This window comes from Hymenobacter miniatus (assembly GCF_016427455.1).
Classification (GTDB): Bacteria; Bacteroidota; Bacteroidia; order Cytophagales; family Hymenobacteraceae; genus Hymenobacter; species Hymenobacter armeniacus.
The window spans coordinates 335,737-359,039 of record NZ_JAELXR010000003.1; the positions used below are offsets into that span (position 1 = coordinate 335,737).

Consider the following 23,303-nt stretch of genomic DNA (forward strand, 5'->3'; position numbering starts at 1 on the left):
CCTGGAGGTTTCGCGGTGGGACGAAGATGCCCCAGGGCCGCCGAGCTAAAAATTGCACCAATCCATTCGTCGGCGCCGCCAATGGCCGCGCTGCTCCTCCTTGCCACCCTTTCCAGACTACCCCTCTTTCATGACCGCACCGCGCCCGACGCTGCTGCTCCTGCTCGCGCTGGCGGGCCCCGCGGCAGCCCAGAAATCCCCTGATATCCCCGTAGGCCAGGTAGTAGCTTTGGCCGAGGCGCAGTACGCCGCTTTTCTGCGGCAGTACCCCGACAGCACGCAGCAGCCCCGCACCACCAAGCCCGATGGCTCGCTGCAGCTCACCACCTCGCGCAACTGGACCAGCGGTTTCTTTGCCGGCAACCTGTGGCAGCTGGCGCGCTTCACGGGCAAGGACAGCTGGCGCCGTCGCGCCGCCGCCCGCACAGAGACCTTGGAAGCCGAGAAATACACCACCGACAACCACGACCTGGGCTTCATTCTAAACAACTCTTTCGGGCAGGGCTACGCGCAGACGCAGACGCCGAAATACCGCGAGGTGGTACTGCAAGGCGCAGCCACGCTCTCGCGCCGCTTCAGCCCGACGGTGGGCGCCATCCGGTCCTGGGATTTTGCGCCGTTCACCTATCCAGTCATCGTGGATAATCTGATGAACCTGGACATGCTGTTTTCGGCCAGCAAGCTCAGCGGCGATACCACTTTTGCTCACCTTGCCAAAGCCCACGCCAACACCGACCTGAAAAACCGCTTCCGCAGGAACTACAGCACGTTTCACGTGTTGGACTTTGACCCTGCCACCGGCCAGTTGCGCAAGGCCATGACGCACCAAGGCTATTCGGACCAGTCCTGCTGGGCGCGCGGGCAGGCCTGGGCCATCTACGGTTACGCCATGCTCTACCGCAACACCCGCGACCCGCGCTACCTGGCGGCCGCCCAGCACGCAGCCGACTACTTCCTCAAGCAAACCAACCGCATTCCTGACCATATTCCGTACTGGGATTTCAACGCGCCCGACATTCTCAACGCCCCGCGCGACGCCTCCGCGGCGGCCATTGCGGCCTCGGGCCTGCTGGAGCTGAGCAAGTACGCCAAGAGCCCGAAGAAGTACTACCAGGGCGCCACCGGCTTGCTGAGCAGCCTCTGCACGCCGCAATACCTGGCCACGGCCGGCACCAACAACTTCTTCCTGCTGAAGCACGCCACCGGCTACAAGCCCGCCAACTCGGAAGTAGACGTGCCGCTGGTGTACGCCGATTATTACTTGCTCGAAGCCCTGTGGCGCTACCAGAATTACAACCAGTTTCTGGCGCTACTGTAGGAGAGACGGCGTTCCGCCCGCTGAGTCAAGCCACTGTTTCAGCCGTACGGGGAATAAAAGAAGCCAGCAGGCGCGCGACTTAGGGGCGCGCCTGCTGGCTTCTTTTATTCCCCGTACGGCTGAAAGCAGCCGAAGCATTTTCACTGTTTCGCGATGCCCGGCTGTGAGATTTGTAGAAATATTGAGGTCGCCAAAGAGGCACCGTGATAATCGGACCATCCCCTTGTTTAATCACATTGACCAAATGGTGCACGGTAAATGAAGACTTTAGTAATGAATGCCAATTGAAAACGGCAAGCCACAGCGTTTTAAAAATATTAGACAAGTCGGACTCCCTTATTGCGTAACGCTCGTGCTTGTAGCCGGTCACGTCGATGCAGAATTCGTCAAAAAATCGTCCACAAAGGTGAAAGTATCCGGCCCGTCGATTTGCAGTTCAGCAAAAATTTGTAGTGCTGAGCGAGACTGAAGAATTACCACACGAGCGAAGCTGCACGAAGGAAAGCACAGATTATTCAATTGAAGGCGTTATGATGGATAAAATGCAAGGCCGTTTGGTAGAGAAATGCACGGTAAGGATGTGCGTGTGAGCCAGCATTAAAAGAGCCGGTGGATGCAGCCAGCTAAACTGACTGCATCCACCGGCTCTACTGCCAGATTTAGCTTGCTTAATACCCCGGATTCTGCGTCAGTTTGCTGTTGAGCAGAACTTCGACCTGCGGAATGGGAAACAGCTCCTTGGTAACGCTTGGGGCTAGGTTGCCGTTGGCGGGGTCGAGGGTGGTGTACTTGGTTTTGAAGGCCTGCATGGTGCTGGTGGCTTTGCCCCAACGGATGAGGTCGTGCCAGCGGTGGCCTTCGAAACACAGTTCCACGCGGCGCTCCTGCTCGATGGCCAGCTGCGTGTCGGCGGTGGTGAGGGTGAGGGGCTTGGCGGCCAGGCCGGCGCGGGTGCGCACGCGGTTGAGTTGCGGGATGGCCAGGGCGGTTTTGCCGTTGTTGTTCAGCGCCTCGGCGTACATGAGCACCACGTCGGCCAGGCGAATAATAGGCCAGTCGTTGTCGCCCTCGTTCGGAGACAGCACGTTGTACACGAACTTCTTGGCGTAGTAATCGGTGGCGTTGCCGGTGCCAAAGGCCGTGAGGAAGGCCGCCTTGCGCTGGTCGCCGGCCTCGAAGGCATCGTTCAGGTCCTTCGTGCCGAGGTTGGTGCTGCCGCCGGCCACGGTGGTGACGTTGGCGTTCACCGGCGCGAAATTGTAGGCGAACGAGTTGCCTTCGCCGTTGCCGGAGCTGAAGTACTGGCAGGCGAAGATGATTTCGGCGTTGTTGTCCTTGCCCACGCCGAACACGTTGTTCACGTCGGGCAGCAGCTGGTATTGGGTGAGGGCCACCACTTCGGCCAGTTTTGCCTCGGCCAGGGCCCACTTTTTCTCCTGCAAATACACCTTGCCCAGCAGCGCCTTGGCGGCGCCGCTGGTGGCGCGGCCCACGTTGGCGGCGTTGTAGGAAAGGGGCAGGGCTGCTTCGGCGTCGGTCAGGTCTCGCTCAATCTGAGCATACACGTCGGCGGCGGGCGTGCGCACCAGGTCCAGCGCTTCGGCCTGGCTTTTTAGCTCGGTGAGCACCAACGGCACGTCGCCGAAGAAGCGCACCAGGTTGAAATACATCAACGCGCGCAGAAACTTGGCCTGGCCCACAATTTGGGCTTTGGTGGTGGGCAGGGCATAGCTCACGTCGTCGGCGTGGCCCAGCGTCACGTTGGTGCCGGCAATAACGGTGTAGTGCTGGTTCCAACCGCTGGCAATGGCGGTGTTGTTTATCAGCCAGTTCAGCTTGTCGAACTGCCCATAGCCCACTTCGCTGGAATTGATGGTGCGGGTATTGTCCGAAGGCAATTCCGTGAACTGGAAGTAGCCGTTGTACACGCTGCGCATGGAGCCATAAGCACCCGTGAGCGCGGCCTGAATGTCGGCTTCGGTTTTATAGAAGCCGCTCACCGGAATGATGTCCTGGGGCGTGAGGTTCACAAAATCTTTGCAGCCGTAGCTGCTCACCGTGAGGCCGGACAACAGCAAAGCACGGAGAAGGAACGTAGTTGGTTTCATGATATTCAAGAGTCAACAGATTAAAAACCAACCGTGAGGCCGCCCGTGAACACCCGAATGCCGGGGTAGCTGCTTTGGTCGAGGCCGGGCGTGATGAGCGAGCCGCCGTTGATGCTCGTTTCGGGGTCGTAGCCGGGGTAGCGGGTGAAGGTGAACAGGTTCTGGCCGGTTGCGTACAGGCGCAGGCTCTGCAGCTTCACGCGTTTGAGCAGGGGGGCCGGCAGGGTGTAGCCCACCGTCAGGTTGCGCACCCGCAGGAATGAGCCGTCGTACACCTGCCGGTCGGTCAGCTGGTTGCCGGGGTTGTAGCCGCCGGCCGAGATGCGGGGCCAGCGCGTTTCCACTTCGGGCGCGTCGGGGCTCCAGGTGTTTTTGTAGAAGTCGCGGATGATGTTGGTGCCGTTGGCGGCCAGCGTGTAAAACTGCCGGATGTTGCCCATAATCACGTCGCGGCCCTGCACGCCTTGCAGGCTCAGGCTCAAATCAAATGCCTTGTAAGTGAAGTTCTGGTTGAGGCCGTAGAGGAAATCGGGCACGCCCTTGCCGACTTTCACCCGGTCGCCCTCGTCAATCTTGCCGTCGCCGTTCTGGTCCTTGATAATCCAGTTGCCGAGGTTTCGGGTGGCGGCGTAGGGGTAGGCGTCGAGGTCCGCCTGGTTTTTGTACACGCCCAGCACCTCAAAGCCGTACATGTTGCCCAAGGGCTCGCCCACAATGAGTTGGTAAGAGTTGTTCCAGCCAAACACCGACGCCTCGGGCGGCAGCGAGGTCACGCCGCCCAGGTCGAGCACCTTGGTGCGGTTGCCCGAAATGTTGCCGTTGATGTTCCAGCGCACCGGCCCCAGGTTGACGGTGGTGCCGAGGGCCAGCTCCAGGCCGCGGTTGCGCAGCCCGCCGATGTTGGTGCGGTAGGAGGTGGCAAAGCCAAAGGCGCCGGGCAGGCTTTGGTTCAGCAGCATGCCGGTGGTTTCGCGGTTGTAATAGTCCAGCGTGAGGGTCACTTTGTCGCCAAAAAAGCCAGCGTCGATGCCCAAATCCGTCTGCTGGTTTTTCTCCCAGGTCAGGTTGGGGTTGCCCAGGCCGCGCTGGTTGTACCCGTACACCCGCGCGCCGCCGAAGCTGTAGTTGCTGTTGGCCTCGGTGTTCAGGTAGTTGAAGGAACCAATGTTGGCGTTGCCGGTCTGCCCGATGCTGGCCCGGAATTTCAGCTCGTTCATCACCGGCTTAATGCCTTGCCAGAAGCCTTCCTCGCTCACGCGCCAGCCCAGCGAAGCCGAGGGGAACACAGCGAAGCGGTTGTTCGGCCCGAAGCGCGACGAGGCATCGGTGCGCAGCGCCGCGGAGAGCAAATACTTCTTGCGAAAATCATAAGTCAAGCGTCCGCCATAGCTCAGAAAGGCGTTTTGGTCGTAGGTCAGCTCCCCAATCCGGTCGGGCGAGCCCAGCGGGTTTTCGAGCAGGGTGGTGGTGATGGTGCCCGGCCGGGCCGTGGTAGCCGTGTTGCGGGCCTGAAATTTTTGCAGCGAAAACAGCCCCAACAACCCAAAATTGTGGTCGCCCACCTGCTTGTTGTAAGTGGCTGTATTTTCCCACAGAAAATCAACCGCCTGGTTTGAGCTTTCGCGGGCGTACACCGAGCCCAGCACCGGAGTAGAGATGTTCGCGTTGCGGGCCGCTTCCGAGGCCATGGTGGCCGGAATGTAGGCCGACTGGTTGTCGGTGGTGAGGGTGCCGCCGCCGGCCGTTTTCAGCCGCAGCCCCGGCAGCGGCGACCACTCCAGGAACGTGTTGGCAAACACCCGGTAGCTGGTGTAGGTGTTCTGGTTCAGGTCCACCGTTTGGCGGGGGTTGAACACGTTGGTGGTGTAGAAAGCCGTGTTGTTGGCGCCGATGACCTGGTTGACGGGCGTGCCGTAGTCGCCGTTGGCAATGAACACGGGCAGCGCCGGCGACTGCAGCAGGGCCAGCGACGTGGCATTGGGCACGGCCCGCGTGCCGTTGTTGGCCGACCCGCCCGACTGATTATAAGCGCCATTGGCCGCCTGCCGGTCCTGAATGCCCAACGACGGCGCCACCGACACCCCAAGTTTGAGCTTGGAAGTAAGATTGGCGTCTAGGTTGAAGCGCAGGTTGAATCGGTCGTAAGACGAGCCCAGCAGCACGCCGTCTTGCTTGAAATACGCCCCCGAAACGTTGAAGCGGGCCTTTTCCGTGCCACCCGAAGCCGTCAGCTGTACGTTGCGAATTACGGCATCGCGGTAAATCTCATCTTGCCAGTCGGTGTCGGGCAGGCTGCCGGGGTCGTTCAGGAACACGGGCGGCAGCGGGTTCGCCCCCGTGCCGAACCCGCCCGTGGCCGGGTTGAAGTTCTGCTGCCGCACCCGGTCCTTCTGCCAGTCGATGTATTCGTCGCGGTGTAGCACGTCCAGCTTTTTGGAAATGCGCTGAATGCCCGTGTAGCTCGACAGGGTGAACTGCGTCTTGCCCGACTTGCCGCGCTTCGTGGTCACAATCACCACCCCGTTGGCCGCCCGCGAGCCGTAGATGGCCGTCGAAGCGGCATCTTTCAGCACCGAAATGGCGTCGATGTCATTCGGGTTGATGAGGTTAAACTGCGATGCGTCCTGCAGCGGGTAGCCGTCCACTACATACAGCGGGTCGGAGGAAGTGCCCAGCGACGTTCCGCCCCGGATGACGATGGTGGGCGGCGCGCCTGGCGCCCCGCCCTGGTCCGACTGCACGGCCACGCCCGGCGCCAGCGCTGCCAGGGCCTCGCCCGGCGTGGCCACCGTTTGCCGGCCAATGGCGTCGCCGTCGATTTGCGTCACGGCCGACGTCAGCGTTTTCTGCGACTGCTCGCCGTAGGCAATCACCACCACTTCGTTGAGTTTCTGCGCGTCCTCGCGCAACGTCACGCTGATGTCGGTGCGGCCGCCCACCGGCACATCCTGCGGCGCAAAACCAATGTAGCTGATGCTCAGCACCGGGTCAGTCACGGTGCTCGGGATGGTGAGGGCAAAGGTGCCGTCGCTGTTCGTGGAGGCCCCAATGGTGGTGCCCTTTACCACCACGGTCACGCCGGGCAGGGCACTTCCTTTGTCATCTACCACGCGGCCTTTCACGGTGATGTCGGCCAGCACCGTGGCCGAGATTGGGCTGGCAGCAGGGGCCGGGCTGGCGGCCAGCGCCGCGCCCGCCACGGGCAGCAGCAGCAGCGAAGCAGCCGCCCCGCGCAAGCGGGCAGACGGTAAAAAATGATTCATAAGGGAAATGAGAATGGGTGGGATTGCAAAAAAAGACGACTGAAACCGGCACTAGCTCAACCACGAAAACCACGGTTTTCAAGACCACTGCGGCATGGGGAAACAGCTCTTGCAGTAGCTGGCTTTTCCATTTCTTCAGCTTGCCTAATGCGGAGTTAGCGTATCAAAGGTCCACGTTGAAGTTTCCATTCTCTTTCTCATTTTTAACAGATGTTGTTCATATGAAATTTATTTGTTAATTTATTGAATAACAATGTTGTGGTTACTATAAATTCGAAATGATGAGGGGTTGATTTTCATTTTTAGCACGTGTCTGTCACAATATTTTTAGAGGCAGCGCCTACTCATAATGGTACTTGTGCACTTTCCAAATGGGAAGTCGAGGAGGGGAAAAGAAGGCGGTGCCCGCGCGAGGAGCACTGAAAGCAGTGGAGCTGCCCCACCCCAAAAAAACTGAAGCATCACTGCTTCGGGGCCTTTCAGTTTTGCAGAACGGCATATTGATTTGTTCCTGCAAGACCTTCTGGCGCACCTGCCTGGTGGGCGCCGCTCTGGTGAGTGTGGGATGACCTTTGACAGGCCTGGCCGGCCAGGGTTGGCGTGCTGGGGCTGCGGGCCCGGGCAAGGTGAAGGCAAGGTCCTGGCCGGCCTTGGGCGCAAGTCAACCAGTTGAGGAGCCTACCTCATTTAAGCAACTTCAGCCTTCTTGCCAGCTGGTCTAAATAAAGGGATTTGGGTAGCAAGGATTCGCCTTTGCCGATGCCTTCCCTGAAGTCTTCAGGGGCTGAATCGTAGTTGTATTCTTTTATCTTACCAGCCGTTGGCGAGGTTTTAACGTCACTGGCCGGGCCACTGGTGCCGATAATGTAGCCCCAGCCAAATTGCTCAGAATCGATTACATAAGGAGACTTCGCCGGGTAGGCTTCCCCCACCGTGTTCCAGTACACACTTTGGGTGGTGGGGTAGCCGTGCATCTCGGGCAAGGTGCCCCAGGGCCGGAATTTGGCCTCTAGAAAATCCTTGTTCAGCGTCGTGTTGTCAAATAGGTTCGACATGCTCAGGTGCATGTGAAAGTCACTGGCCAGCGTCGAGTTTTCGCCCCGGCAGCGCAGAATGACGTTGCCGTTGCTGCGCATCGATTTGAAATCGTAATTGTGGCGGGCATACGCGGCAAAGCAGTTCCGGATAAGGCAATCATTGGAAGCCAGCGTGTACATGTAGCCATTGCCGCCTTCGCCCAGGTACTGGGCTTTCTGAAAGGAACACGCGTCCACCGTTACAAATCTGGAATTCTGCAGCAAAACCCCGCTGGAAACCAAATGGATATCGTCCTTATTCTCGGCCGGCTTGTAAGTGCTAACATTTCTAATCCAGCAATGGATGGCGCTGTTTATCATGAGTAGATGCGCGCTGTGTACTTCGTAAGCAGCGGTGCCCTTGGTGTTAAAGTCCAGCCCTCCCAAGCCCGGCAACGTTGATTGTCGGTTGGCAATGGAAAAATGCTCCATGCCAACCTCGCGCAGTACGGGCTGCACCTTATAGACCCGGGCGTTGTCTCGCTTTTTGAGAAAATACCGGGTAGGGGCGTCCATCTGCAGGGTGTTTGCCTGTGTATCTATCGCCGTGATGTAGCGGTAAAAGATGGTGCCAACCAGCGAGGTTTCCCACAGGTTGTCCATGTTGTGCTCCGTGATAAACTCTTTGGTAACATCGGTTCGCAAAACCACCCAGTCGCCCACTTTGAAATCCTGAACGGATGAAACCGGAATGGTTTGGGTAGGCAGTAACAAGTCTTCCCTTACGCTCACGGCCTTGCTTTCGGGGCTCAGCCAATTGCCTCCGGCGGTAGGCTTGGCCTGGATGACGGCGGTGTTTCGCACATCGGAGTTGTCATTAAAAATAAACGTCTTGCCAGTGCCTGCGCCCCTTAATACCACGTTGCTGTAGCTTATCGTCAGCGGGTTGGCCTTGGCTGCCGAAACGTCAATCCGATATTTTCCCGCCGGCAAATAGACCACCCCGCCGCCGCGCTGGCCCACATCATTCAGCGCTTGTTGAATCGTGGCCGTCGCATCCTCTTTCCCCGAATTGTCTGCCGCATAAGGCGCTTTGGTGACGTCTACGGTGTTCTTTTTTATATCGGGAATTGCCTGCTCACCCCGATGATAGCCGGCATAGGAGAAATCGTGCAGGAACCGGCCTTCGCTGTCCTGCATCCCCGGCTTCCAGTTTGAGGGATATAAGCGGCTTCGCCATTGCTGGGCGAAAGCCGGACCAGCAGCAAACAGGAGAACGGCCAGGAGAACGTAATGCTTATTCATGAACTCTTGTGGCTTAGAAGCTTATTTCATTTTCAGCACTTCGCTGCCCGCCAATAGAAATGCGCCCGTGCCGTAGTTCTGCCAGCTGTCAGCCGTCGCCGGGCGCGGGTCGAAGCCAATGTTTTGGACGAAGCCCACCATGCCGTCGGGTTTTTGCATTTTCAATAAGGCGGGCCAGGCTTTCGCTACCACGGGCCTGAAATCGGCCGGATTTAGCAAGCCGTTGTTGATGCCCCAGGCAATGCCGTAGGTGAAGAAGCCGCTGCCACTGGTTTCGGTGTGGTCGTACGACTCGGGGGAGAGCAGGCTGGTGGTCCACATGCCGTCGGGCTGTTGCAAGCTCTTTACTTTGGTCGCCATTTCTCGGAAGAGCTGTTCGAAAAAGGGACGGTGCGCATCGTCTTTCGGCAGGTCCTGCAGGATTAGAGCCAGGCCGCCCAATACCCAGCCGTTTCCGCGGGACCAGAATATCTTTTTGCCGTTCTTTTCTTTCTTATCCGTGCTCGCGCCCTTCCATAAAAACCGGTCGTCTCGGGCAAAAAGGTGCTCTTCTTTGTCGTAGAGCAGGTCGTAGGTTTCTTTGTAGTGCCGGTACATGTCGTCCAGCAGCGCGGGGTCGTTATTTCGTTTGGCAAGTACCGTGAAAACGGGGGGCGCCATAAAAAGCGCATCGCACCACCACCACAACGGCTTGTTGCGCTGCTGCTCTTGCTGATAAGCTAGATGCTTCTTTATGAAGTCTTCGGTCGGAATCAGGTTGGCCTCCTTGTCGCCAATGGACGCCAAGTACAGGTAAGCGTAGCTGATGGCCACATCGTCGGCGCTATTGATGCGGATATACGTTTGCCATTCATTCTTCCGGGCCATTGCTTGCAGAGCCTGCAAAAATTCAGCGTCGCCGGTGGCCTGATGAGCTTTCACAACTCCCGTGTAGTAGGCCCCGTTGGTCCAGTCTTTGGTCGACTTTTCGACAATTGGGTGTGCCTCTTGCCACGCCAGGGCTCTCAGCATCGCCTTTTTCGTGTCGGAAGCAGTTCCAACTGCGCCTGCGTTTTTAGCGGCCGTACAAGCTTGTGTGAAAAAGATAGCTGCGAACAAGGAACAGATTAGCAGGAGTCTCATTATGATTGGATTCGGCTCGGGTGGACGGGGGAGTTGGTTGGCAAGCGGTTGATTACTGCAGTCTCCCGGCGGCGTTTTCCAAGACCACATTGGAGAGAATGGCGGTATCTACTTTATCCGGAATGTGTGAGCAGAAGCCGATGCCCACGTAAAAAGGCTCCTTGAAGGTGAGCCTAATAGGGTCGCCTAATTGGTGCATGGGTTCTCCATTGAGGCTTATGAACATGGCGTAGTTTTCGCCGCGCTTTTCTAGCCCGATGCGCAGGGCGCTTTTCTCCGGAACTTTCATTTGCAACACCTTCGCGTTTTTCTCCGGTCGCCAGGCCAGGTGCATCAGGCCCGCGCCGTGACGGGCTACCATGGCTTCCTCGGAGTCATCGTCCAGGCTTTGCCGGATAATGACCACCGCCTTTCTGTCGAAAAAGCCTTCGGCATTGGGGAATTTAACATCGGCCGCTAAGGAAATATCACCCGACATTTTCTTCCACAGAAAGCGGAATTCGTCCCGGGTGTACCAAATGTTATAGCCCGCCGAATTAATGGTGTATTCCTTCGTCGTCGGCTCAAAACTGGAGGTTCCGGGCACCAGTGGTGCGCCCACGTCGCTCTGGCCATCGAAAATGCCAATGTGCCGGTTTGAGGTTTTGGTGGCTCGGTGAAAATCTGCCGGCGGCGGTACCTGCTTGTGGGTGGATGAACCCGGCAATGCCCAATCCGGCACTACCGGTTTCGTTGCTGCCACCTGGGAGTCGCTGACCTTGCATGATGCGATGCAGCCCGTCGCAATCGAAGCCAAGATGGCTAATACTGTATTTTTATTGTTATGAAGATTCAAAGCGCCGTTGCGCTTTTTTCTCAGCACATGTATTAGGGTTTTCATGCGTTGCCGATGTTCGTGTGCTGCCTTAATTGGGTGATTAAATTCTTGATTTGCTGAAGCAAATCGTTCAAAAAATAGGCGGTGGTCTAAATCAGAATGGGCTTCGCAGAAAGTTGATGGTAACGGCTCAACATGTGTGCGCCAACTGTGGCAGCGCGCGACTGCATCGCAACGGCCACGACTGTGGGCTTGCCCGCTGCCGCTGATGACGGTAGCCAAACTGGCAAAAAAAGCGCAGGGAACCAGCCCGACATTGCCGCGCCTACGGCTGAAAAAAGCGCAGCAACAGCGCTAGGAAGCCCTTGGGCTGGATAAAATGTGGACGGTTGTGGGCCGCTAAAGGCACAAAGTATGGCTGTGGTTGCCCGTCGAACGGGCCAGCCGACGCGTCGTGGCTTGGGCCTGGACAACCTCCAATTTCACATAGGTTGTAAGCACGAAAATGCTAATAAGGATTTTCGTGCTTACAACCTATGTGAAATCATGGAGCAAGCTGGTTTACTTTTACATCATCGTAAAAAATATCCCCAGCAGGGCCAGACCAACTGGTGTCATCCCCGCCTCTAAATGTATCAAACGATATTCTCGTTATTTTACGATAATTGTGGTCATTGGTCCAGCGAATGTCGGGGATGTTTGCTAACTCGGTCCAGGTGGTGGACGTACTCTTTTTGATGAGTATTTTTAAATAGCCATCCCTATTGCTGTAGGTGTTGCTTGTAACGTGGATATAAACGTTATACCACGCCCCTTTTTCCAGTCCGTCGAATTGTTTGCTTTGTGGATTGTCACCACAATGATATGCAGGGGTATTAGGCATATCATAATAATACACGTATGGCTTTATTGCATGAGTTGTAGTGGATGTTCTTTTCCACATCAGCCTCACACTAGCTCCGTGTCCTGCCGTTGGGACATTGCAGGCACTGGCTCCGTCCCCAATCTCAAATCCCCAGCCTAGTTTCCCTCCTTCCGCAAAGGTAAAGGCGGGGTCAAACTTAAAGCTGTAACTCATATCGTAATCCGTACCATCGGATACATTGTTTGAGGCTACCAACCCGTTGGTATATGAATAGCCGTCATCCAAATGGACGCGCAGGGAATTATCGATAATCCATTGTTTGCCTCCGCGCCAATTATTGGTTTTGGAATTATCCCCAAAATCTGTAGCGTATTCTGCAGCCGTATATTCATTATTTGCAGCAGTAAACGTCTTTAAAGGAATGTTGCTGAAAATAGCATTAGACCGTACGGGGTCGACTTTATAGTCCCCGTTTGTGGTCGTTTGCAGTGGATTGTCTTTTTCGCACGAGACCAGGAGGGCGGTTGCAAACAACAGGCATACAGCCCCTTTTGGGGTGAATTTAGTATGGTTCATGACGCGTTGATTTTGGTTTACGATTGAAATGGGAAAGGAGGGCCAAGCAACCGGCATTGAAGCCCGTTGATGAAGCCAGAAATTGCAAAGCAGCCCATCGGGCAGGCCCCGGCCAGCTATTCGATGAGCACGCGCTTGGTCAGCACCTGCTTATCGGCTTGCATGCGCAAGGTGTACACGCCGGCGGCTAGGCCCGAGGTGTAGAATTCGGCGGTAGCCCCGGCGGCGTTCAGGCCAATGGTGCGGACCTGCACCGTCTGGCCCAGGGCATTGAGCAGGGTGGCGCGCACCGCGTGCTGGCCCGCCAGCGGGGGCAGCAATAAGGTGAAGCGGGCGCGGGCCGGATTGGGGTATAACCTCACGGCTTCGGCGGTTAGCTCGGCACGGGTGGCCGTGACGGTGGCCGAACGGAACACGAGGCTGAAGCGCCCGTTGCCGCCCGTCAGGGTGCCCAACGCGAACGGATAGCTGCTGCCCGCCGCAAGCAGCAACTGGGTTCCGCTCAGCGCATCGCGCAAATACACCGGCGCGTTGAAATTGCTCAGCTGCGCCACCGTGAAGGTGAAAATCCCGGGCTGCGGCACGCGTAAAATGAGCGGAACTACTGCGTCGGTGGTGCCGAGCGGGGCCAAGGCGTTGATGGCCAGCGGCGCGGTGCCGGCCAGCGTGGCCAGGTCCAGCCCGGTCGGGTTGGGCAGCTTGGTGGCGTCAAATTCGGCATCGACGCCGGCCGTGGCGCCTTGCTCGAAGTACACGTAGGCGTCGTCCTGCAAGCCGGCCCCGCTCAGGGCGAGGCGCAGCAGCGGGCGGGCGTCCACGGTGCCGCGGCCGAAGGCCGGCTGCGGGCCGAAGGCGGTGACGCGGTTGGCGTTGGTCAGGTTCACGGCGCCGGGCGTGCCGGGGGCCGACACGCGGGCGAAGTAGCCCGAGCCGGCCACAACCAGCGGGGAGGCGCCCACGCCGTTGGCGTAGCTGCGGTAGGTGCCCGCGTATTGGCCGGTGCTGTGGTACACGTACATGGCGGCGTCCATGCCGGGGCGTTGGGCCGGGGCGACGGTGTTCCAGTCCAGGGGGCTGGGGTAGGGGTTGCCGAGCAACTGCCAGCCGGCGTCGGCGTCAGTGCCCCGGCTGAGCGTGCCCGAATTTTGGGCGCCGTTGTTGAAGGTGCCGGTAAAGGCGATGGGCGCGGCGGTGGCGGGCGCATTCACGGTGTAGCCGCGCGTGGGCTGCATGGTTTCGGTGGCATCGGCAGGCGAAAACCAACCTTTATCGAAAGCCGCATAATTGGAAGCCGCCGTGGCAATGCGGCTTTCATCGTAGCCAAACACCGTGGGGAAGGGCGACACCGAACCCGGTGTGGCGCTGGTGTTGTAGGCCGAATTAAACGTGGGCGCAAAGCCCGGGGTGACCAAGCTGCCAAACGTGGCCCCCGCCACCGGCGAGCTCATGTGGCGGTAGGCCGGCCCCGTCACGGCGCTGGTGATGGCTCGCTGCATGGTGCCGTTGCCGGTGATAACGCCCCCGCTGTTGTCGACCAGCGCTGTTCCATCGACCGTGGAAAGTAGCGTGAACGGCTGGCCGCCGGTGCTCAGGTTGCCGCTTTGCAGGCGGGCTACCTGCGCCACGCTCACGCCCTGGGTCAAGGTGAGGCCGGCGGGGTTGTTCACCGTGAGGCTGCGCACCTGGGCGGGCAGGCCCGAGCCCGTCACCTGGGCCGCCGTGCCGTTGTAGGTGTAGATGCCATCGGTTGAGAAGCTGCGCGTGCCCGCCAGCTGAATGGCGCCGGTGCTGCCGCTGGCCGCAATGCCGGCCGGGTCGCAGATGTGCAGCTCGGCGCCGGCTTGTAGCTCGAAGCTGCCCGCGCCGCCTATTACGGCGCAGTTGGTAACAAGCTTGCCGCCCGTGAGCACCCGTACCGTGCTGGCCACGGTGGTGGTGAGCTGCGGCAGCAGGGTGCCGCCGCTTTGCACCGTAATGCTGTTGTAGCTACCGCCGGCGGGCATGCGCTGGCCGTTGGTCACCACCAGGTCGGGGCCCGTCACGGCGCGGCGCAAGGACTGAATGTAGGTGATGTTGGGCGTGCCGAAACCGTAGCCCCAGTTCGGGGCAGTGCTTTGGGAAATAGCGGCTTTGCCGGCGCCGTTGTAGTCGGAAATGGTTTGGGTGGGGTTCAGGGGGTAATGAAACGAGCTGGGCGCGCCGCCGGCTTCGGCATCGGGCGAGGTCATCTTGTTGCCGGGCACCGACAGGTACAGCGGCGAAGTGCCCGCCGCCGCCGAGCCGGCCAGCCCCAGACGCGTCGCAAACGTGTGAATGGCCCCGGCCACGCCCGCCGGGCTCGAACCGGCCTCCTTAATCATCACCATTTCGTATTGCGTGACGTTGAAGTTGGTGGAGGTGCTGGTCAGGTAAGTGCTGTTGCCGAGCAGCATGTCCACGGTAAAATCGGAGGCGTCGTAGTCGGGCACGTAGCCGGCAGGGCCGGCCAGCTGGCGCAGCACCACGGTGGTGCCGCTGCGCATATCGGCCCAAAACGGCGTGTTGTTGAACGTATACTTGCCGCCCGCGTCGGTGGTGCTGCTGGCGTCGAAATCCTTGACAATCATGCCGCGCATGTCGAGGTGGTCCTGCACCACCAGCAGCTCCACGGCGTCGTTGGTGCCCAGCGCGTCATTCGAACCGTTGTACACGCGGTTCACCACAATGGGCGGCGGGGGCATGGCCGTAAACGTGATTTTGGAGATGTTGAAGCTGCTCGCGACCAAGTCAAACTTCAGCGTCGCGTTCGGCGAAGCATCCAGGTACACGTTGTTGACGACCACGCTCTGGTAGGTGTTGTAGCTGCCCGTGGCGGGAATGACTACCACGCCGGTTTTGTCCACGTCGTTCACACTCAGCCGCAGCGAGCCCGTCGATGTAGCCGGCGTCGACACGCGAAACGCGATGCTGTAGTAGCCACTGGTCTGGATGTTGACGGTGTATTTCAGCCATTCGCCGGCGGCCGAGTAGCCGATGTTGCCGTAGCCGGCGTCGCCGTTCTGGGTATCCACGCCCTCGTTGGGCCGGGGGGCAGTGGGGTCGGCGGTGGCGCCGCGGTTTTCCATTTCGTTGTCGTGGTAGGCCACGCCCTCGCCGCCGAAATCGTATTCGATGGACTTCACCACGCCCGGAATCAGGGCTGGCGTGCCGTTGTAAGGCGTGCGCTGGCAGGGGTTTACCTGCACGTAGGCCGGCTTGCTCACCACGATGGTTGTGTCAGGGTTCACCAGCGTCATGGTCACGTTTTTAGCGCCGGCCGTGGTGTAGGTCACGGCGAAGGGCCCGCGGCCGCTGGCCGTGGCCGGCGTGGCGCCCGCTCCAAAAGTCCAGGTGAGCGAGGTGTAGCTGCCCACCACCGCGCCCGTGTACGTCACCGCATCGGGGGCTAGGCAGGTGACGGTTTTATCGGCCGAAAAATCCGCCAGCGTCAGCGTCTGGCCGGGCAGTAGGTAGGTGGGAGGCAGGGCGCCCTGCGCGTGCTGCAGCGAGTACACAATCTTGCGCGTGAGCGCGCCCTGCGCGTCAAACAGCAGCACCAGCGTCGACTGCGCTGGAATCCGGTCGTTGTAGGCCGCATTGATGCCGGCCGGCACGTTGATTTTGAGGGCATTCGTGCCTGGCACCGCGGCCGTGTTCAGCTGCACCGTGAAGTCGTAGTCTGTCACGTCGCTTTCGTTCAGGACCATCACCGCGGTGGTGCCGTTGTCCTGGCTGCAGACTTCCTTCACCAGGCTCTGATTATCAGTCGCGTTGAGGTTGGTGCCGTGCATGTTTTCCGAAATCAGCATCTCGTGCCAGTAGCAGGAGCGGGGCTTGATGGTGGCCACCGTGGCGCCGTCGAGGTAGCCCTTGTCGCTCACGATGCGCGAGCCGTTGCTCTCGTGAATGCACCAGGGCTGCATCGATACGGCCTCGTACTTCATGCCCACGCCAAACACCTCGGCCCAAAACTGGCCGTTGATGAAGGAGTGAGCACCCAGGCCCTCCACCGTGTTCACGGCGGGGTTGGCGTAGTCGAGGTTGAATTCGGTGAGGGCCCAGCGCAGGGCGTTGGCGCCGGTGCGGTTGTTTTTGGTGTTGGCCGCGGCCATCAGGCCCAGCAGGTTGGTCACGGTGTTGGCCACGTTCTGGCCGGCGGCCACCACCTGGGCCCGCGTCTGGTTGCCCGAGAACGGGTAAGTGTGGAAGGAAATGATGTCGATGTAGTAGCGGCCGTTGGCGTCGGTGCCGGTCACGTCGTTGGCTCCCCCCAGCAGGGCGGGGTAGTAGGCGTTGTAGCCGGCGTTTTCGGGCCCCACAATCAGGATGCTGGGGTCCACGGCCTTCATGGCCGAGGCGAAGCCTTTGATGTAGGCTTCCACGCCTGCCACCGGCACCACGTTGGGTTGGGCCGCCAAATCGGGCTCGTTGCCGATAATCCAGTACTTCACGTTGCGGCCCATGGTGATGTTCACATGGTTCACCACCTGCGCCGCCTGCGTGGCCGTGAAGCGGCCCCGGCCTTCCGACACCTGCACCATGGGCTCGGCCCCGATGCGGCGAATGGAATCAATCAGGGCGATGTACTGGGCGTTGGTTATCAGATTGGTGTTGGCGCCGTTGCCGCCGATGCGAATCATCTTCACCTTCGACTGCTTCACCACCGGCCACAGCCGGTCGAGCAGGCCGCCGTAGTTCGTGGTGCCCAGGGCGGTGGGCAGCCAGGCGTTTTGGCCCGCGAGGTAGGGCGAGATGGCCTGGCCGTGGCCGGCCCCGATGGCGAGCCAGCTCAGCAACAGCAGGGATAGTAGTCTTTTCATGCGTGGGAATTTTGGGGTTGGTTCAGAAGTGACAAGCGGCGGAAACGCGGCCAAGCGGGGCAGGCGGAGTTGAGCCTAACAAGGACCATGGCGCTTCGACCAACTACCTCCGCCGCGTGACTGGTGTGCCGGGTTAGGGCCATGAGGCTGCTGGCGCTGGCAAGGGCCGCTGGCTTGGGCAACTTAGAGGCAGTGGCCCGTCCGGAGCGGCTAATGGCTGAGGGACTCTACAAATGTCTGCGGAAGCCGACACTACCACTTTCTCATTTAGAACCATCGTGGTTCATTTTGTGAATATTGTTCAAAGTATTGTTGTTCAGTGTTTTGTTAAGTCAAAAATGAAATTGTAATCAGCTGTTGTTTCATTTTTAGTACGGGACTGTCACAATCCTTTTAGTGAAAAGCGCAGTCAGCCCAACCAGCACCGCCCTTGGTGCAGCGAAGCCGGAAAAAAGCGAAAAGCCGAAAAGTTGACAGCTGAAAACGGCGTGTATATTTCCGCCGCAATCGCAACATCGGCTTCTGCCGCGGGCCTGCGAACGGGCTCATGTACTTGCACCAGCCCAGGCCGCCAGCCCTTCGTTCTGCAGGGCTGCTCACCTCACGGCTTCGGCTAATTGACCCGCCCAGGATGCGGAAATGAAGGAGTTGCGCGGCCAGCCCGCTACGATATATCCACGAAAACGCACGACTGCTGCCGCAGTCGGAGCGTCGCCTTTTTGCCACGTCACTTTTAAGCCCTTCTTTAGCAATGGCCTGTCCCTGGCTGCATTTTACCAGCGCAATAGGGGGTGCGCTGCTCTTGTCCCCGCTGGCGCTGCACCCGGTGGGAGGCAGCAGCACCGCGCCCAAGCCCCCGGCCGCGCTGGCTTTCAGCGTGCGCAACCGGCTGGCGGTGGCCCGGCCCACCGAAACGGTGAGCTTGCCAGCGGCCCGGCTATCAGGACTCATCAAGGCCTACGGTGCCGACAACCTGCTGGTGCGCAATGCGGCCGGCACGGTGCTGGTGAGCCAGGCACTCGACAACAACGCCGACGGCCAAGCCGATGAGCTGCTGTTCCAGACCGCGCTGGCCGCCAATGAAACCCGGAAATTCACCGTGGCGGGCGCACCCAACGGAGCCGCCCAGCGCCCGAAAAGCCCCTATGCGACCTTCTCCCGCTTCGTGCCCGAGCGCATTGATGATTACGCTTGGGAGAATGAGCGGGTGGCTTTCCGCACCTACGGCCCCGTGGCGCAGCAGCTCACCGAGGCGGGCCGCAAAGACGGCACCCTCACCAGCGGCATGGACTGCTGGCTGAAGCGGGTGCCTTACTCGGTCATCGACAAGTGGTACGCCAGCTACCAAACCGACCCGAGCTACTACCACCACGACCGCGGCGAGGGCTACGACCCCTACCACGTGGGCGACAGCCGCGGCTGCGGCGGCACCGGCATCTGGGACGAGGGCCGGCTGTGGGTTTCCCAAAACTTTATCAGCTACAAAACGCTGGCCATCGGCCCCATCCGCACCGTGTTTGAGCTTACCTATGCGCCCTGGCAGGCCAACGGCCGCACCATCACCGAGCGCAAGCGCATTTCGCTGGACCTGGGCAGCAACCTGACCCGCTACGAAGACTACTGCAGCAGCCCGCAGGCGCTGCCCAATTTCGTAGTCGGCATCACCCTGCACGAGAAAAAGGGGGCGGTGCAGACCGACCTAAAAGCCGGCTGGTTCCGCTACTGGGAGCCCGTTGATGACGCCGAAATCGGTACCGGCCTGGTGCTCGACCCGCGCGCTGTGACGGAAGTGCGCGACCACCGCGTGGAGCAGCCCGACCAGAGCAACCTCCTGGTGTTCATGCGTCCGGCCGCCGGGCCTTTCGCGTTCTACGCCGGCTTTGGCTGGACGAAGAGTGGCCAGTTTCGCACCGCGCAGGAATGGGATGCCTACCTGGCTCAGTTTGCTCAGCGCCTGGCTTCTCCGGTAGAAATAAGCTGGGCGAAAACCCGGTAGAAAACGACGTCATACAACCTTTTTGCTCATTCACTCTATGAATTTCGCTTCTCTACGCTTGGTGGCAGTAGCCGGCACGGCCCTCTGCGCCGCCACCGCCTTCAATCTGGCTTCACCTCCCGCCAAGCCCAAACGCGCCGCCGGCCCGCCGAACCGGCAGGCCGCCCTCATGGCCAACGAGGCGGCCGTGAATGCGCTGCTGAAACAGCTCACGCTGGAAGAAAAAATCAAGATGGTGCACGCCAATTCGGCGTTTGCCGCCGGCGGCATTTCGCGGCTCAACATTCCCGAACTGATGACTTCCGACGGCCCCCACGGCGTGCGCCCCGAGCAGGGCCGCGACTGGAAAGCCGTGAAAGACCCCAACAACGCCGGCACCTACCTGCCCACCAACAACACCCTGGCCGCCACCTGGAACCCCGAGCTGGGCTACGCCTACGGCACCGTGCTGGGCCAGGAAGCCAATTTCCGGGGCAAAGACATTATTCTGGGCCCCGGCATCAACATCATCCGGGCCCCGCTCAACGGGCGCAATTTCGAGTACCTCAGCGAAGACCCCTACCTGGTGGGGCAGATGGCGGCGGGTTACATCCGCGGGGTGCAGGACCAGGGCGTGTCGGCCTGCGTGAAGCACTACGCGGCCAACAACCAGGAATGGCAGCGCAACAAAATCGACGTGAACATGAGCGAGCGGGCGCTGCGGGAAATCTACCTGCCCGGTTTCCAGGCGGCCGTGCAACAAGGCGGCGCGCACGCCCTGATGGGCTCGTACAACAAGTTTCGGGGCCAGTTCGCCACCGAAAACGCCTACCTGATGAACGACATTCTGAAAGGCGAATGGGGCTTCAAAGGCTTGGTGATGAGCGACTGGGGCTCCAACCACAACACGATGGACGCCCTGCGCAACGGCACCGACCTGGAAATGGGCACCGACCTGGTGCTGAAGCGCAACAGCGTGGACCAAAGCGCCACCGCCAGCACCGGCGCGGCCACCCCGGCCGCGACCAAAAACATCTACGACCGTTTCTACCTGGCCGACGCAGCTTTGGAAGCCATCAAGCAGGACCCCAAGCTGGAGCCCCTGCTCGACGACAAAGTGCGCCGCATTCTGCGGGTGATGTACGCCACCAACATGCTGGACGGCAAAAAGCGGCAGCCGGGCTCGCACAACACCGCCGCGCACCAGGCCACCGCCCTCAAAGTGGCCGAGGAAGGCATGGTGCTGCTCAAAAACAACGGCCTGCTGCCGCTGAAGAAAACGGTGAAAACCGTGGCCGTCATCGGGGCCAATGCCACGCGCGAAAACGCGGGCGGCGGCGGCAGCGCACAGCTGCAGGCCAAGTACGAAATCACGCCCTTGCAGGGCATCAAGAACGAATTGGGCGATAAGGTCACCGTCACCTATGCTCCCGGCTACAAAGTTGCCAGAGGCCAACAGGCCGACCCGACCTTGATGGCCGAGGCCGTGGCCGCCGCCAAAGCCGCTGACGCGGTAGTTTATGTAGGCGGGGCCTTCCACGGGTACGACTACAGTAAATGGAGCGAAAACGCCTACGATGCCGAAGGCATCGACAAGCCCGACCTGAAAATGCCCTTCGGCCAGGATGAGCTGGTGAAGGCCGTGCTGGCCGCCAACCCCAACACCGTGGTGGTGCTGCTGGGCGGCGGGCCCATCGAAGTGGCGCCCTGGGTGGGCCAGGCCAATGCGCTGGTGGAAGCCTGGTACCCCGGCATGGAAGGCGGCAACGCGCTGGCCCACATCCTGTTCGGCGACGTGAATCCCTCGGGCAAGCTGCCCTTCACGTTTCCGGTGAAGCTGGAAGACGCACCGGCGCACAAGCTGGGGGAGTACCCCAGCACGCCCGGCGACCCGCTCAAGCAAACCTACAAGGACGATATCTGGGTGGGCTACCGCTACTACGATACCTACAAGGTGGCGCCTCAGTTTGCCTTCGGCCACGGCCTGAGCTACACCACCTTCAAATACAGCAACCTGACCGTGACGCCCGGCGCCAAAAGCGCCAGCGTGAAACTGACGGTTACCAATACCGGCAAGACGGCCGGCGCCGAAGTGGTGCAGGTGTACGTGCACGACGAGCAAGCCTCGGTGAAGCGGCCCGAAAAAGAGCTCAAAGGCTTCAAAAAGGTATTCCTGCAGCCCGGCCAGGCCCAAACCGTAACCGTGCCCCTGAACGCCGAAGCCTTTCAGTTCTACAGCGAAGCGAAGAAGCAGTGGGTGTTGGAGTCTGGCAAATTCGACGTGCTGGTGGGCAGCTCCTCGCGCGACATCCGCCTGAAAGGCAGCGCGACGCTCTAAAAGCATGCTTCACTCGCTGGCTTGCTGCTGCCTCATTTTATGTTCCTCTGTATAACGAGCTTCAATGGCTTCTCTTTTTGATTTAACGGGTAAAACGGCGCTGGTAACGGGCTGCACCCGCGGCATCGGCCAAGCCATGGCGCTGGGGCTGGCCGAAGCCGGGGCCGACATCATCGGCGTATCGGCCACGGCGGAGCCAGACGGCGGCGAAACCGGCCGACTGGTGCGGTTGCTGAGCCGCCGGTTCCACAGCTACCAAGCCGATTTTGGCCAGCGTGCGCAGGTGAATAGCTTCCTTAGCCGGGTGCAGCAGGACTTTCCGGTCATTGACATCCTGGTTAATAATGCCGGCATCATCCGCCGCGCGCCGGCCGCCGAGCACTCCGACGAGGACTGGGACGCCGTGCTGAGCATCAACCTCGACGCGCCCTTCCGCCTGGCCCGCGCCATCGGCGGCCAGATGCTGCAAAACGGCTCGGGCAAAATCGTCTTCACGGCCTCGCTGCTCACCTTTCAGGGCGGCATCAACGTGCCGAGCTACGCGGCCAGTAAGGGCGCCATCGGCTCCTTGGTGAAGGCCCTGGCCAACGAGTGGGCGGGCCGTGGGGTGAACGTGAACGCCATTGCGCCGGGCTACGTGGCCACCGACAACACCGCCGCCCTGCGCCGGGACGAGGAGCGCAGCGCCGCCATCCTCGCCCGCATCCCAGCCGGCCGCTGGGCCGAGGCCGCCGACTTCAAAGGACCAACGGTATTTCTGGCCTCGGCCGCTTCGGACTACGTGCACGGCACCATCCTCACCGTCGACGGCGGCTGGATGGGGCGGTAACATCAGTGAACAGTTATCAGTGAACAATTTTGCTTGATTGTCTTCTGAAAAACTGTTCACTACTCACGGCTCACTGCTCACTGAAATATGACCCAACGCTTTGCCATCGGCCCCCGCGAAACCGCTGCCCTGAACACGAGCGGCCTGCGCGAGCACTTTCTGATTGAGAACATCTTCACGGCCGGCGCCATCGAGCTGACCTACACGCACTACGACCGCCTGATAGTGGGCGGGGCCCAGCCCACCGGCGCGGCGCTCACGCTGCCCTGCCCCGAGTCGCTCAAGGCCAACTTCTTCTTGGAGCGCCGCGAGCTGGGCGCCCTGAACGTGGGCGGCGCCGGCACCATCACGGTGGACGGCACGGTGTACGAGCTGGGCCACCAGGACTGCCTCTACGTGGGCCTGGGCGCGAAAGAAGTGGCGTTTGCCAGCGCGGACGCGGCCGAGCCGGCCAAGTTTTACCTGCTCTCGGCCCCGGCCCACGCGGCGCACCCCACCGCGCGGCGCACCCAGGCCGAGGCCACGCCCGTGGAAATGGGCGCCCGGGAAACGGCCAACGAGCGCACCATCTACAAATACATCTACCAGGAAGGCATCCAAAGCTGCCAGCTGGTGATGGGCCTCACGCAACTCAAGGTGGGTTCGGTGTGGAACACGATGCCGAGCCACACCCACGACCGCCGGATGGAGGCCTACCTCTACTTCAACCTGCCCCAAGGCCAGCGCGTGCTGCACCTGCTGGGCGAGCCCACCGAAACCCGCCCGCTGTGGGTGAGCACCGAGCAGGCCATCCTCTCGCCGCCGTGGTCCATCCACACCGGCTGCGGCTCGAGCCACTACGCCTTCGTCTGGGGCATGGCCGGCGAAAACCGCGAATACACCGACATGGACGCCGTGCCCCTCGACGCGCTGCGCTAACTGTAACTGTTCAAA

At 60.3% G+C, this 23,303-nt stretch carries 12 protein-coding genes; 5 read left to right on the forward strand and 7 right to left on the reverse strand.

What is annotated here, in order from left to right; genetic code table 11:
* Positions 1–130 precede the first annotated feature (130 nt).
* Positions 131–1,318: a glycoside hydrolase family 88 protein gene (locus tag JAO73_RS06795; protein ID WP_198976339.1), complete on the forward strand. Its 1,188-nt coding sequence runs from the start codon at positions 131–133 to the stop codon at positions 1,316–1,318.
* A gap of 668 nt (positions 1,319–1,986) precedes the next feature.
* Here JAO73_RS06795 and JAO73_RS06800 read toward each other — a convergent pair.
* The 7 genes from JAO73_RS06800 to JAO73_RS06830 all read right to left on the reverse strand — a co-directional run bounded on the left by JAO73_RS06800 (position 1,987) and on the right by JAO73_RS06830 (position 17,228).
* A complete protein-coding gene (locus JAO73_RS06800; RefSeq protein ID WP_198976340.1) occupies positions 1,987–3,426 on the reverse strand; it encodes a RagB/SusD family nutrient uptake outer membrane protein in 1,440 nt (479 codons plus the stop codon).
* 20 nt (positions 3,427–3,446) lie between these two features.
* Positions 3,447–6,689 carry a SusC/RagA family TonB-linked outer membrane protein gene (locus JAO73_RS06805; RefSeq protein ID WP_198976341.1) on the reverse strand — a complete coding sequence of 1,081 codons (3,243 nt, stop codon included), beginning with the start codon at positions 6,687–6,689 and terminating at the stop codon, positions 3,447–3,449.
* A 683-nt stretch (positions 6,690–7,372) separates the two neighbouring features.
* On the reverse strand, positions 7,373–9,010 hold the full coding sequence (locus JAO73_RS06810) for a glycosyl hydrolase family 28-related protein (RefSeq protein ID WP_198976342.1): 1,638 nt from the start codon (positions 9,008–9,010) through the stop codon (positions 7,373–7,375).
* A gap of 21 nt (positions 9,011–9,031) precedes the next feature.
* Positions 9,032–10,108: a glycoside hydrolase family 88/105 protein gene (locus JAO73_RS06815; protein ID WP_233168725.1), complete on the reverse strand. Its 1,077-nt coding sequence runs from the start codon at positions 10,106–10,108 to the stop codon at positions 9,032–9,034.
* Positions 10,109–10,184: 76 nt separating this feature from the next.
* On the reverse strand, positions 10,185–11,231 hold the full coding sequence (locus tag JAO73_RS06820) for a hypothetical protein (protein ID WP_198976344.1): 1,047 nt from the start codon (positions 11,229–11,231) through the stop codon (positions 10,185–10,187).
* Positions 11,232–11,493: 262 nt separating this feature from the next.
* A complete protein-coding gene (locus JAO73_RS06825) occupies positions 11,494–12,390 on the reverse strand; it encodes a polysaccharide lyase (RefSeq protein WP_198976345.1) in 897 nt (298 codons plus the stop codon).
* Positions 12,391–12,506: 116 nt separating this feature from the next.
* Complete coding sequence (locus JAO73_RS06830; RefSeq protein WP_198976346.1) at positions 12,507–17,228, reverse strand: DUF8693 domain-containing protein; 4,722 nt, start codon at positions 17,226–17,228, stop codon at positions 12,507–12,509.
* A 751-nt stretch (positions 17,229–17,979) separates the two neighbouring features.
* Between JAO73_RS06830 and JAO73_RS06835 the strand changes: the two genes are divergently transcribed.
* The 4 genes from JAO73_RS06835 (at position 17,980) to kduI (ending at position 23,288) form a co-directional block, all read left to right on the forward strand.
* Positions 17,980–19,224, forward strand: a complete 1,245-nt coding sequence (locus JAO73_RS06835; RefSeq protein WP_198976347.1) for a BT3233 family polysaccharide utilization protein — start codon at positions 17,980–17,982, stop codon at positions 19,222–19,224.
* A 37-nt stretch (positions 19,225–19,261) separates the two neighbouring features.
* Positions 19,262–21,541, forward strand: coding sequence for a glycoside hydrolase family 3 C-terminal domain-containing protein (locus tag JAO73_RS06840; protein WP_198976348.1), 2,280 nt, complete (start codon positions 19,262–19,264; stop codon positions 21,539–21,541).
* Positions 21,542–21,605: 64 nt separating this feature from the next.
* Positions 21,606–22,370 (forward strand): SDR family NAD(P)-dependent oxidoreductase, encoded by a 765-nt coding sequence (locus tag JAO73_RS06845; RefSeq protein WP_198976349.1) that lies wholly within the window; start codon positions 21,606–21,608, stop codon positions 22,368–22,370.
* Between the two features lie 87 nt (positions 22,371–22,457).
* Positions 22,458–23,288: a 5-dehydro-4-deoxy-D-glucuronate isomerase gene (gene kduI, locus JAO73_RS06850; RefSeq protein ID WP_198976350.1), complete on the forward strand. Its 831-nt coding sequence runs from the start codon at positions 22,458–22,460 to the stop codon at positions 23,286–23,288.
* The last annotated feature ends 15 nt before the right edge of the window (positions 23,289–23,303 follow it).